We start from the raw sequence: 14899 nt of genomic DNA on the forward strand, positions 1-14899 counted from the left end.
TTTAAAGGTTATACTTACCTTACTATCATCACAAATCCCTTAAACACCTTTTCTGTACCATTGCAAAGCTTCACACGGGCGATATAGTAATAAGTACCTTCTGTTAAGTTATCACCAGTCCAATCGTTCTTGTAAGACTTGCTGCGGTATACTTCACTGCCCCATCTGTTCAGGATAGTTATATCATTATCCGTATAGTTCAGAATGTTGGTCACTTCCCATGTATCGTTGATACCATCGTTGTTTGGCGAGAATACATCCGGGAAAATCACTACACTTTTTAGCAGCTCTAAGTCTGGTGTGATAGAGGCTACATCGCTATCGCATGTTCCATTATTAGAGAATACTTTTATCTGGCCTTTTCCAGGTCCTGGAATTACAGATATGGTGGTAGTTCCCTGACCTGATGTAATAACCCAACCCTCCGGTACAGTCCAGTTATATATTCTGGCATTATCTGCAGGGTTAACCTCATAGGATAATCCTCTGCATGGAGTAGTGAGATCACGTATGCTGCTGATGGTTGCAACAGGAACAGTTGCTACAACTAACAGGGTGGCTCTACTGGAGCCGCAGCCGTTATCAGCTGTTACACTTATCTCGCCAGAAGAAGTACCTACTTTTACTGTGAGCTGAGTTGTTCCCTGGCCCTCTACAATCTCCCAGCCTGGCGGTATTACCCATGTATAAGAAGAAGCTGTTGCAGAAGATTGAATATTATAAGTAGTAGTATGAGTAGCACAAAGTTTAGTGGTACCGTTTATACTTATTGGTGCAGCAGGCTCATTGCCAACGGTAGTTACTGTTCTGCTACTTTCCGGGCTTGCGCCACAAACGTTGTTTGCTTTTACAGAAATCACACCGCCTTCTCCTACTACTATAACTGTAATCTTATTTGTGCCATCTCCCGATTTGATTGTCCAACCGGTTGGTAAGGTCCAGATATACTTATCTACACCATCCATCGCCGGCACAAAGTATGTTGCTTCCGAGTTCCTGTTACAAGGTGCAGCAGGACCTTCAATTTTACCTGGCGCTGCTAATGGTTGCTGTGGCCCGGTAGCAAGTGTTGTGCTTGTTCCTACACCACATAGGTTGGAAGCGGCCACTGTTACTTCGCCATTTGTTGTACTGGCTGTTACTGTTATTCGAGTTGTACCTTGCCCGTCTGTAATTACCCATCCTTGAGGTACAGTCCAGACATAGGATGTAGCACTAGTTACGTTGGCAATACTGAATACCAGGCCGGCTGTATTCTGGCAGAATTTCCCGTTATTATTGGTAATAGCGCCTGGGGTAGGAGGCACACCATCTGTAGGAACTACTGTCAGTGCATTGCTGGTGTTAATACCACAGCCGTTGGAAGCTATTACTGTAACCTGGCCTGCTGTCTTACCTGCTTTAACTGTAACTGTTGTTGTGCCCTGGCCCGATACAATCTCATAGTCTGCCGGAAATTTCCACTGGTAAGCAATTGCTCCGCTTACTGCTTCGATAGAGTATATCTGGGTAGTGCCTACGCAGAATTCAATTGCGCCAGTAATAATACCCGGTTTAGCAGGTATAGAAGAAGAAGTGGTTAAGGCTTGGGTAGTTGATGATCCGATACCACAAGCGTTTTCGGCAGTTACTTTAATAGTACCGCCTACGGCTCCTACTTTCGCCGTAATTGTTGTTGTTCCTTGGCCGCTTTCAATTGTCCAGCCTTGTGGCACTTCCCACTGGTAAGAGCGTGCTTCTGCTACTGCATTTACCTTATAAGTAACTATACTGCCAACGCAGGCATCCAGATTACCAATAATGGCTGCCGGAGCTGCCGGGATTCCAGTCGCAGGTGTTACATCTAATTCCTGGAAGGTGCTGACACCGCAGTTGTTTGATGCCATCACTCTTACTTTACCTGCAGTAGCATTTGGTATAACAGTTAGTGAGGTTCCGTTTTTACCGCCTATTATTTCCCAACCTGTTGGTACCTCCCATGTATAGCTTGTAGCATCTATTACTGCTGCTATGTTGAAAGTAACAGCTTTACCAACGCATGGCTTTATTTCACCTGCAATAATTGCTGGTTTCATTGGGGCAAATTTGAAGACAATAGCTGCTGTTTGGGCAGGGCTTTCTTTACCGCAACCATTTAAAGCTATTACTTTAAGTGTTATGGCTGTAGTTCCTGCTGATACTGTTATTGTTCTGGTACCTTGCCCTGCAGTAATTCTCCATCCTGAGCCTGCCGGCACTTCCCATATGTAAGCAGATGCACCCGGCACTGGGGCAACAGAATAAGTAAGCCCTTGCTGGCCTGTACATACCCGGAGCTCTCCGCTTATGCTGGTCGGCATAGGCGGCGCTGTATTGGAAGGAGTTACTTTTAAGGATGCCGGTGTACTGGCACCACAATCATTTGAAGCACTTACTGTGATATATCCCTCTGAAGTACCTACTGAAACGGTAATGGTAGTTGTTCCCTGTCCAGAAGTAATGGTCCAGCCAGTTGGCACTGCCCAGATATACTCCAGTGTGTTATCAACCGGGTTCAATGTATAAACTACACCTTGCTGGCCCACACAAACATCTGCTGCACCATCAATACTATATGGCTGAATAGGTGGGCTAATGAATGGGGTCACCATCATTGATTTATTGGCGCTTGCACCGCAGGAATTAGATGCACGAACACTTATGTTACCAGGCTTGCTGCCAATTAGTACCAGTACTTTAGTAGTACCTTGACCACTTAGTATGCGCCAGTCATCAGGCACAGCCCATGTATAGTTTTGCGCTGTTGCTACAGGATCTGTTTCATACGTGAAGGTGCTATTTGCGCAGCCATATGCCGTACCTTTTATTGCTAACGGAGTTGCAGGTGCAGCTTGCAAGGTAGAAACATCGAGGCTTTTGCTGGCACCAACACCGCAATCATTCTGGGCTTGTACTGTAATTTTACCCTGGCTGGCGGTAGCTGATAAAGATACTGTGATCTCGTTAGTTCCCTGGCCCGCCGTAATGGTCCAGCCGGCAGGTACATACCATATATAAGATGATGCTGTACTTACAGGCTCAATAGAATATTTTTGATTGCTGCTGCCCAAACAAGCTGCCGGCGATCCCAAAATAGCACCTGGGGCTGGCGGCACAGACGTTACAGGCGTGATACTGAAAGATGTAACCGGACCATAACCGCAGGAGTTACCTGCTTTTACAGTAACTGCACCTGCTTCTGAAGTAGGCTTCACAGTTATACTTATGGTACCCTGGCCACTTATAATCTCCCAGGTAGATGGTACCTCCCAGAAATAAGTGGTAGCATCAGACTGTGATATAATACTATATGTAGCAGCGGCTCTGGATGAACAGACAGGATTTATACCAGTTATTGGCGCTGTTGCCGCAGGTACTGTCAGGAATGGTTGTACTTCAAGTGTGCTTACCTGGCTGGCACCACACATGTTGATGGCTTTGACCTGAATGGTTTTAACGGTGTTAGTACCGCCTGGCATTACAGTAATAGAAGTACCCGAATCGGATACCTTTGTCCAGCCCTGCGGTAAAATCCATTCATAAGATGTCGCATAATCAACATCAGCAATGGAGTAAGTTACAGATGAGCCCACGCAAACCTCTTTGCTACCGGATATAACACCTGGTTTTGCAGGAGGCCCCGGGAAAGTAGAAACAGCCAAACGGCTAGGTAAGCTTTCGCCGCAGGTATTATTTGCTGTAACTGTAATAGCACCTTCACCAACACCGGCTACTACAGTTATGCTGTTACCATTGTAAGTATAAGTCCAACCTATTGGTACATTCCAGGTATACTTGCTCACTCCTTCAATAGGTTCTATAGAATAAGTTGCAGTATTGCCCACGCACAATTTAGTAGGTCCTGTAATAGTACCTGCATCTGCTAATACTATACAAAAGCTAAGATCTGCTGCGTTGTTATTGCGCAGTTCATCTATACTTGCTCCGCCTACAAACCCTCGTATAAAACCAGGTCCGGGCTTATCTATGGTCACTGTAATAGTAAGTGTAGCTTCGGTATTATAATCCATATGCCCTACATTCCATACCCAGCTATCATCTGCATTTTTGGTTAAGGTTGTACCTGCTATACTTGAATTATAACCTGTTACCACCCCGGATAAACGAAGGTCGGTTACCTGAACATTATCTTCATTAACCGGCCCATTATTCTTTATCTTAATAGTATAGGTAATGGTTTCGCCTACAACGTAGCGGTTGATACCGTTAACTCCCGGAGTCTTTTGCAGAGTGATCTCGAGATCAGCCGGCATGTTTAGCTGGTTGTTGATCAAAGTAACCTGACCGCCCAAAGCGGCTAATCGGCCCTGAATAGTGGTGGCATCACCTAAAGAGATATGCTGTTGGGCTAAGAAGTTACCTTTTAACGAAGCACTTTTGCCCGTTATCATGTCGCCATCTATTATCCAGTAAACGTGCGCGCTGGCTGCATCCCGTTTCAACGTAACCAATGCATTATTGGCAATATCCAGCAATCCCTTTACTTTAAATATGAAAACCGAATTCGGGTTATTTTCTCCGTCCAGGACAAGTTCTCCGGAAAGCAAGGTGCTGCTACCATTAAGCTCATACACCCCTGGCGACAATGTACGGCCGCCCAGGTTATAGTTTGTATAACTACTAGTATTGGTACGGCCCGCTGCTTCTGTAAAAGCAGTTTGCGCATCTTGTTTCGCCTGAAGGGCTAATGCATCTTTATCGTGAGTATCACGAACAACGATGCCGGGAGGGAAACCGGTTATTGTACCTGTTGTTACACCCAGGCTGGCATTAACAACTGTACTACCTGTATTTACTACGTTTGTTGCACCCAGTATGCTGAACTCATAAAAGGAGCCGACAGAAATAGGTCCCTGGGCAGATGCCAGAAGAGGGCATACACAAAAGCATACTATAAAAAGTATGACTTTTTCAAAGAAGCTTCTCATTAAATTTTAGTATAAATGCGCTATATTAATTTGTTTTCAGGTTCTACACCTCAAGCTTTGCTATCTTTTTGTCTTGTACTCAATCAGAAGCTAACACTTGAATTACTATTTATTTACAATTTTTTTAATACAATTCAGACACTAAGAAAAACAACATACCTTCATTGATAAAGCAAAAAAACTGCAGGGCTTAATTTTTAAACATCTAAATTTTAATAATTTATAATGCAATACAAATTTTATATAAAAAATAAAAAATATTTATGGATGAATGCAAAAACAAATCGAAAAAACGCAATATACTGTTTTGAAAATATTTAAATTTTATAAAGAACATCCCTAAAGACAATTCTCTGCAAAATTGAATTATACAATTATTTTAAATAGCATATATATCAAAAACAATCATATTAATATCCTCAAAACTACAGCAATTTATTTGTATCGTTCAGCTTAAGTGATTATCTCAAAAAGAATTGCATATAAAGCAGCCTTAAGTTGGTAGCAGTTAACCAAAAGACTGAAAATTAAGTGTCTACATTTTTATACCTAAAGAGAAGTATTTAGAAATCTAAGGCTACAGCAATATTCCAGATATGTTTAAATCAGTAACTGCTGAGCATTTATAGGTTTGCACTGAAGGCGATGCGATGATTGAAACGATGATGAGATCCGTACTTAACTAAAGACCCTCCTCTGTAATTGTAATGCCAAGGAGATAGTAAATAGCGCCTTTATTTTGATATTTTAATTTGCATTAAGTAGCGTCCTGACTCTGAAGGACTAAAGGATTTTTCTACCCTATTTGTCAACAAACTTTACAGGTAATAGGATGTTAGAGTACGCAGGATGCATTAAATGAAAAGGAGTAAAAGATATACCATATCTTTTACTCCTTTTCATTTAATCAGCTGTAATATTTATGTAGGTAATCGTTATTTTAAAGCACTACCAGATCCATTGCGGGCAAATTACGCGCCTCTTATTCAGCAACTTAAAACCAACTACTATTTCATGCGTACCTGTGCTTACTTTGTTAATATTGGATACTGTAGCATCGTAGGAGTAAGAGATATCTAACAAGGGATTAACATATACACCAACCATACCTACCAGGGCATCTTTATGCCGGTAAGAGGCTCCTACCCAAAAACGCTCGTCATATAGTACACGCACATTTGCATCTATAGCAGCCGGGCTCGGGTCAGCCAGCTTTAACATGAAAGATGGGATTACATCTAGCTTAGGAGTAGGGCTTAAACGGTAGCTACCTGTTACAAAATAGTGCCGTTGCAGATTTAAAGCAGCTCTATCATCTTCGGCAGCCCGGAAAGTACCAGCATCCTCCAGCAACTGTGCCCCTGCTATACCCAATGAAAAATCGCGCGAGTATAACCAGAAGCCCAGACTCAGGTCGATCATATTTTCGTTTATATTACCGCCTCCTACCAGGGGATCGTTCGGATTTGTGAACTGCAGCTCATTTGCATTAAGGGAATTACGGATAACCCCGGCGGCTACGCCAGCCGAGGCATTTATACTTCGGGTAAGCGGCATGTGATAAGCATAGGTACCAGACAAGCCTGAACGGCGCAAAGGACCGGTTTTATCTGTATGGAAAATAACACCCACGCCATGATGTGCCAATGCTTTATGGTACCGTGTGCTGGCAGCGCCTTTGTTGAGCGGAGTATGTGCGGTAACATAATACGTTACCGGGGCGCCTTCCAGCCCAACCCACTGCCGTCGGTTGCTAATTCTTATATCAGCATAATCTTCTATGCCTGTAATAGCAGGGTTTAAGAGAAAGTTATTGACCATGTACTGGCTGTATTGGGGGCGCTGCTGCGCCGAAGCCTGCAGGGCAACGCTTACCCAAAGTAGCAATAATAAAAGCGGCTTCTTCATAGGTATTATCTGATAATGGTAACGTTACCCGAGATAGGACGCTCGGAGCTGTTGAGGTAAATGATGTAGTAATAAGTAGCCACTGGCAGGTCTGAGCCATTGTAGGTACCATCCCACGGGGTGCCGTAACCGTTAGAGGTGAAAACAAGATTGCCCCAACGGTTAAATATCTCTACCCGCACATCCGGGTAGTTCTCTATATTTTCGATTTCCCATACTTCGTTCACGCCATCGCGGTTAGGTGTGAAAGCGTTAGGTGCCACAATAGCCGGAATAACTGTTACAGTTACTTCATCGATATCAACACAGCCTTCGGCAGTGGTTACTGTTACAGTATAGGTTGTAGTAACTTGTGGGCTTGCTACCGGGTTAGCTACATCGGCGCTGCTTAACCCTTGTGTAGGTTCCCATTTATAGGTAGTGCCTCCTGAAGCCCGCAACTCCACTGTTTTACCCTGAATAATGGTAACATCATCTCCGGCGCTGGCTTCTGGTGTTACCAGTGTTACTGTTGCTGCTGTACGAGTAGTGCTAACACAGCCATTTGTATTTACAGCCTGCACATAATAAGTAGTTGTTTGCGTTAAAGGCGGGGTCTGGAAGGTGGCTCCTACGAAAATGGGGGTACCCCCTGAAGCTTCAGTAAACCACTCGTATGTGCCGCCATTACTGTTTGCTATTGTTAGTGTAGCTGAGCCGCCTGCACAGGCTGTAGCATTACGCACAGTAAGTACAGGCGGTGCCGGAGCAGGGTTTACTGTAATTGCAACTGCCTCGGAAGGAGTGGAGCAGCCCGCCGAACTTACCACGCGCCGATACCAGGTCTTTTGAGTAATAGCTGCCGGTGTATAACCGGGGCCTGTGTTATTACCTGCCGCAGGCGAGAAACCAGCAGTTGGCCCGCTTATACTGCTTTCCCAAAGGTAAGTATAAGTGCCTGTACCTCCGGTTGGTGTGCTGCCTGTAAGTGGAGCTGGTGTTTCGCCCTCGCAAATGGTCTGATTTGCAGAGATACTGTTGTTGGTTACACCCTGATTAATGGTGATCTGTACGGCAACACTGGTATCGCCGGCACAGGCTGCAGAGGTTACCACACGCCGGAACCAGGTAGTTTGCGTAAGGTTGCCAGGAGTATAGCTCTGCCCATTGTTAGTACCCTCTGCCGGACCAAAGCCTGCTGCGGCACCTGTTGTACTGCTTTGCCATAAATAAGTATAAGTGCCGGTGCCGCCGCTAGGGGCAGAACCTGTAAGTGGCTGCGGGCTAGTTCCGGTACAAATTGTTTGGGCATCGCCAACCGTGTTATTAGCAAGCGCTGGGTTCACCGTAATTTTTATAGGCTCTGAGTATGAAGTACAGCCACCGGATGTAACTGCGCGTCTGAACCAGTTCTCCCGTTGTGTAAGTGCACCTGCAATGGTATAGTTTTCAGCATTATTAGCGCCGGATGCCGGCACAAACCCACGGTCAGGTCCTTGCGTGCTTACCTCCCAAAGGAAAGTATAAGGGCCGCCTGCACCACCTGTAGGCCGCGAACCAATTAGCGGCTCCGGAGTATCGCCGGCGCAAATCTCCTGCGCCGGGCTTATAGTATTGGCGCTAGCTGGTATTGGGTCCACTGCCTGAATCTCAACAACATTACTTGTATCTGCGGAGCAGCTTGCCGAAAACACAAGCCGCCTGAACCAGGTAGTGGTTGTAACAGGCTCTGTCGGTTTATAGTTGATGGTATTATTTACACCCGGTGCTGCCGTAAAATCAGATGTTGGCCCGGTAGTGCTTCGTTCCCAGGTATAAGCATAAGGCGTTCCGGTATCGCCTCCGGCTGGCTGGCTTCCTTTTAATTCCGCAGGTGTTTCGCCTTTGCACAGGCTTACGATTTCATTTCCTTCTATACTATTATTCGTAACACGGCTGCGTACTGTTAAAGCTACTTCTGTACGTGGGCTTCCGCAGTTATTTACATCTATGGTTGCTACATAATAAGTAACATTGCCGGTAAGCGGCGGCGTTGTAAAAGTCGGGCTAATGGCCACAGGCAGTGCGGCCGGTTCAGGGCTATCGAACCAGGCATATACCGGGCCGGGTCCTGTTGGAGCCAAACGCACGGTATCGCCTTCGCATACTATGCCCGGATTTTGAATTGTAGGTTTTGCCGGTAGCGGAAGTATGATAACTGTTTGCGCCGGTGCTGGCTGTCCCTGATAAATGGAATTAGAACTCCCACACTCGTTTACAGCCTCTACTGATACTTTATAGGTACCTGGTTGTGTAAAATTATAGTTGAACTGGTATGGAAAAGTGCTGAACGTTTGCGTTGTGCTTACAGGGCCTGTAATTGTAATGGTTACCCGGCTTATTGTTCCCAGGTTTTCATCTATAAACAGGCCGGTACCTCCGCCGGGGCCGCCTCCTCCTGTACCTCCGCTGCCACTATAATCTACCGTAGTAGGGCCACATTCTGTAACATCGGCAGGCACCTGCACCTGCGGGTAGCCTACTACAATACCCTGAGAAGTGGTATCGCTGGCACAACCGTTTGTAACTATAAGCTGAATAGTATAAAGTCCCGATTCTGTAAACCTGAAAACCGGATCAGGCCCCGTAAGTGAACCTGACTCTAACTCATACCCCTGATCGGGTTGAACCGACCATTCGTAACTAAGGTCGCCTCCTGAAGAACTATCTGTGGGCGTAACGATTACAGGAATACACCCGGGACTCTGATTTGGCTCGGCCCGCTTTTTATCCAGTGAAAAGTTGGCTTTAGGCTCCTGGCTGAATTTAAATACTTGCTCAAAAATAGCTTCGCAGCCGTTAGCACTCACCGCTCTTATCCGAATCGGGTAATTACCCAGTGTATCGTAAGCAGTTGGGTTTTTAAGAGGAAATGGGTTTGGCTGGCCCGGGTAAGTTACTTCGCCTTTGCCATCGCCCCAGTCAACAAAATAGGTAGCAATGTTTGTGTTAAAAGGGGCTTGAGTAGTATTGGTTATTTCTGCGAAAATGGCCGTATCGCCGGGCTCCACAGAATCAGGGATACATACCTGGAAATCATTTTTCTCAGTGAAAGATACTTCCGGCACCTGCTTTACTGATATAATTTGCGAAACGGTATCGGAGTCGCAGCCATTGCGTGTGCCAATTACCTTTACCCTGAATGTGACAGTACCTGTGCCCACCGAAGTATACGTATGGGATCTGGGGTTACCCTGCTCAACGGTACCATCTCCAAAAAACCAGGTATAATTAACATCAGTTTCAGGACTGGTAATAAAGAAGTTTATAGGTGTGCCTGCACAGGCAGCGATGTTCGGATCGAAGGCAAAAGTAGGCAGGTTTGGCTTTGGCGTTACGTTTATCTCGATGCGCCCTGCCGAAACAATGCGCTGGCAATTAGGTCCGCTAGCCTCTACGGTATATATACCGGATTGCGTAGCAGTATAAGTAGCAGCAGTACCCGTACCGTCTGAAATGGCAACACCATCCCGAAACCATTGCCAGCTGGTTGCATTAAAGTTGTTCGTGCTTTCGAGCAAGGCACTTCCGCCCTGGCAAAAGTTCGTACTACTTTGTGTACTTATTCCTACTGCGCAGTTTGCCTGTGCCATTGCCTGGCCAGCAGAAACTAGTAGCAGGAAAAAAAGCACCGAGTAGAAAAGCTTCGGTAGAAGTAAGCGCATCTGACTAAGGTTAAAGGGTGACTGCGCTATGGTACTTTTATGAAGATAAGTTCAGGCAATATGAATAAGCCAAGCGCAAGTATATTTCACGTAAAGAAGGCCTAAACTGTTTCAGGCTAAGGGCTTGCAGCAGCATATTTATTCAAGTTTTTATATTTATAGCTGATAGTTCAGATAGCAGCCTTTACTTACAGCAACTATAGCAAAGAACTAAAAGCCTTTGTGAAGTATGATTTCAGTTGCAGGCAATACAAGAAAGATATAAATATGTAATAGCTGATTTGCACAGCAATAGGCGATTTTACTTAAACTTTTAGCGCTTAAAGCAAGAGAACTACACATGCTAAATGCTGCTTTTAAAGTATAGATCTTGAATCCGGAATGGTTATCAGCAGCTACAAAACAAAAGCCCCTATACTGCTAGCAGTACAGGGGCTTTTAACTTTGCATGGCATACTAAATTACGCCTGGTTTATACTTTACTTAATCAACTATAAAAAGCTTACTGCTTGCCTGCCCCTTATCTGATACAATGCGCAACAGGTAAACACCCGTTGACAGGTGAGTTAAATCAAGCTCCTGCTGACCCTGTAATACAGGCAATTTCTGCCGATACACCATGTGCCCTACGGCATTTGCCACGATCACCTCTACATGCATTAGGGGTTGTTTAGCAGCTATAAACACCTTGCCATGGCTTGGGTTAGGATAAATAGTAAGCCCTAACTTTTCTATGGCATCGGCTATGCCGGTTGGTTGCAGCACTGCCGCTATTGGCTCTGAAGACGCAGAGTAACAACCTTCCCCGTTTCTGACACGCACTGTATAGTTGCCAGATTCCGTTATAGTTATACTTTGTGATATCGCATCAGTTATAGTTATACCGTCTTTCGCCCATTCGTAAGCGGCGCCGGCTATACTTGCCGTAAGCTGGTTGGTGGTTTGCGTAATAGCTGGCTTATCCGGAACCGGGTTTACTGTAACTTTAACCGCTTCGCTTATGCTAGTGCCGCAATTACCGGAAGTTATACTTCTGCGAATAAATGTAGTGGCGCTTAGTTGCCCAGGAGTATAGTCTCTGGCATTGTTCACTCCGGCGGCAGGTATAAAACTGTTACCATCAGCGCTTGTCTCCCATAAGTATGTATAAGAGCCTGTTCCGCCTGTTGGCATAGTACCCGTTATAGTTGCAGGCACCTGGCCTGCACAAACTGCCTGCGCAGCACTTATGGTATTATTTGAAACAGGTAATGTTACTGTAACAGCCAGAACAGTTACAGCACTTGGACCGCAATTGTTTGCTACAGCTAAGCTAACTTCCCCGGCATCATTACCAGCTTGTACTGCAATTTGCGGAGTTCCGGCACCAGATGTAATTACCCAGCTCGCAGGCACGCTCCAATTATAAGCGATAACACCAGGCTGCATAGTTGCGGAGTAAATTACTGTTTCGCCAGCACAAATAGTTGAGGGCCCGTTTATAGTTGGTGCATCTGGCGCGGTGCTAACATCTACAGTTACTTTAGTAAGAGCACTCAGGCAACCTGCAGCAGTGGCGGCTCCTACATAATAAGCTGTATTGGCCGTGAGCTGCGGTGTGGTAAAATTAGCTCCGGTTCCAAGCAACGTTTCGCCTGTTTCTGATGCATACCAGTTATAAGTTAATGATGCATCCGGGTTTGTTATCTCTAATACAGCACTTGCACCTGCACAGGTAGTAGCAGCAGTTGCTACAGGAGCCTGCGGAGCAGCACTAACCGTTATAACCACATCGTCTGAATAAGTACAGGTTCCGTTAGTGGCCGTTACAGTATAAGTATAAGTGCCAGGAGTAGAAGCCGTGAAAGTCGGGTTTGCAAGAGCAGCACCTGATAAGCCGGTAGCAGTGGACCATTGGTAAGTATAACTTGTTACAGCTGGTGCGCCAATAGTTATACTTGCCCCGTTACAGACAACTTTATCCGCTCCAGCGAAATCTTCCAGTGGGTCTGCATCGCAATCTACTGCAGGGCTCACTCCGAACAGCGCCACATCTTCCACATTCCAGATTTCATTGGATGAGTTATTTTTAATGCTAACTTTTGCTTTTACAGTAGTTGTACCATTTGGTATGGTTACACGAAGTATAGATGGTGCATTATCTGCAGACAGTATGTTACCAGTAGATAATTTCTCTGTAAAAATTTTCTCTACCAGCGTGCCTGCTGCGGTTGTTATAGTTGCTGTACCATCCATGCCATAACGAATGTTATTATCAGTGGCATTTGCAGTAATCCTGATATCTGGAGTTGCTGAAAAATTAGCACCATCTAACGCAACATATACTTCCAGGTAATCTCCTGCATCAAAACCATTGCCTGTTGTAACCGAAACAGATGAGTTATACAGCTCAAAGTATACATCCTGTTTGCCAGCTACATTCACATCGCTGAAAATCAGCTCACGGGTTGCGTTGGCAGTTTGCAAACTTGAGCCGCTGCGCAGGCGCTGCCCGTTTGGCAAACCAGTATTTATAGCCGAACTACTAAATCCGGAGGTTACTACCCAGCCATCAGATGCAGTGCCATCAAAGTCCTGTAGCGCGAGCAGGTTGCCGTTGCCAGGTGTTGGTACCTGTGTCGCATCAGCCGTTTTAATTTCCAGGACCGGTGCATTGGTAATCTGGTAAGTATAACCGTTAGAGCAGCTCTCAAATACCTGGGCGTAATAGGTAGAGCCGGCAATAAGACCTATAATTTGCGTACTGTTGCCGCTACCGTTGTAAACCAACCTGCTTCCATCTGCAAGTGCAGCTGCCAAAGTATAGTTTGCGTTGGCGCCTGTAAAAGCTTCGCCATTGGCCGGAACAAATGTAACCGGGTTATCTTTTTTAAGCACTACCATTCTGCCGTCGCCGGAGCCATTGGCCCAGTTCAGGGTAAAACCGGTTTGAGTTATACTTGCACTGTTTAACCCAGTTATTGCCAAAGGTATACCAGAACAAGTATAATCTGATGTGGTAGTTGCAAGGGACGGGGCTGCTGTGGTATTATACTTGTTACCGGAAGAGCAGAACTCAAAAACCTGTACATGATAGGTTTTATTAGCAGAAAGTCCTCTTACAACTACGCTATCGCCAGTGCTGCTATAAACAATGCGGTGCCCGCTCCCCTGGTCTGTGGCCAGGCTGTAGTTGCTGTTAATACCCGTATAGCTTCCTGTAGGTGTAAAATTAACGGCTTCGTTTTCTCTTACAACAACCAACCGCTTGTCGCCGCTGCCTTTGGCCCAGCTAACTTTAAACGTGGTTGTGGTAACTTCTGAAATAGCCAGGTTGCTAAGCTGTATAGTTGGCTCACAAACAACAGGCACAAGCCCCCACGCTTTTGCTACCAGTTCCGGATAATCTATATAAGGGTTACGGTTACCCTGCACTGCCTGCACGCGGTTATTTCGCTCGCGTTCGCGGTCATCTACAGGGTCTTGCAGGTGCCACTGGTAAAGGGTGTTTATATTACCAACACTAGTTATACTTCCTGCCTGCGTTGGGTACATCGTAAAGAAATAGAAAATTGCTCTGGCAGTATTTCCTTTATGATCTTCGCGCGGCTCAAAAGTATTGGAGTATGATTCGCTGTAAGAATCTATGTTAACTGTAGGAATAGTTGCCGTTGTGTAATAGCCTTTACTGTCGCCGACGTGCCAGGTAGTTGTAACGGCATCATTTATATCCGAAAAAGGATAGTTGCTGCGTGTGCCGTTTGGCTTTGAGTGTGTTGGAAAGAGGTGGTGAATATCCGAAACCATTGGGTCAGACTTACCAAAAAATGACTGCGGCACAGTATGTTCGCAGTTAATATTGGTCATAGCTGTACTTCCGCCAGTTGCGCTAAAAGCTTTTAGCTCCTGATAGCCTGTATAAATACAGGTAACTTTGCCGTCATAGTTATCGACATAACTATACATGTACCCGCGCGCACCCTGGCTGCCATCGTAACCTAAAGTTTTATGGTAACCATTGTACCAGTTTTCGCGGAGCCATACTTTAAGAGATTCGCCTGACAGGGTAGAAGGCGGAACAGATTGTGCCCAGGCATATTGCGTTAAAAGCAACAGCAGGAACAGGGTATGTAAAATTTTTGCCATGAAAAGGTTGGGTTGAAAAGATAGGCGAAGTTAATGACTCTATCTCTTCTAAAAACCTTTTGCTGTTACCTTTCTATTAAGTTACCGCAACTCATTAAATTTATTGCATATATTCATCGAAATAGCCAAAAACCCAGCTATTAATCAGATCATTAAATAAGTTTTTATGTCTAGTATTCTGGTGCTACTGGCAAGTATAGCATCAGGGGTAGCAGG

Annotated in this window: 4 protein-coding genes; all 4 read right to left on the reverse strand. The window is 45.3% G+C overall.

Features of this window, described 5'->3' with window-relative positions:
* Positions 1 to 14: 14 nt before the first annotated feature.
* Positions 15 to 4967, reverse strand: a complete 4953-nt coding sequence (locus LWP20_RS00650; protein ID WP_242926177.1) for an ice-binding family protein — start codon at positions 4965 to 4967, stop codon at positions 15 to 17.
* Positions 4968 to 5915: 948 nt separating this feature from the next.
* A complete protein-coding gene (locus LWP20_RS00655) occupies positions 5916 to 6875 on the reverse strand; it encodes a PorP/SprF family type IX secretion system membrane protein (protein WP_242926178.1) in 960 nt (319 codons plus the stop codon).
* Positions 6876 to 6880: 5 nt separating this feature from the next.
* The gene (locus tag LWP20_RS00660) at positions 6881 to 10558 is read right to left on the reverse strand and encodes a DUF8696 domain-containing protein (RefSeq protein WP_242926179.1); all 3678 of its coding nucleotides are present in this window, start codon (positions 10556 to 10558) and stop codon (positions 6881 to 6883) included.
* A gap of 483 nt (positions 10559 to 11041) precedes the next feature.
* Complete coding sequence (locus LWP20_RS00665) at positions 11042 to 14683, reverse strand: endonuclease (protein WP_242926180.1); 3642 nt, start codon at positions 14681 to 14683, stop codon at positions 11042 to 11044.
* Positions 14684 to 14899 lie beyond the last annotated feature (216 nt).

This window comes from Pontibacter vulgaris (assembly GCF_022758145.1).
GTDB lineage: Bacteria > Bacteroidota > Bacteroidia > Cytophagales > Hymenobacteraceae > Pontibacter > Pontibacter vulgaris.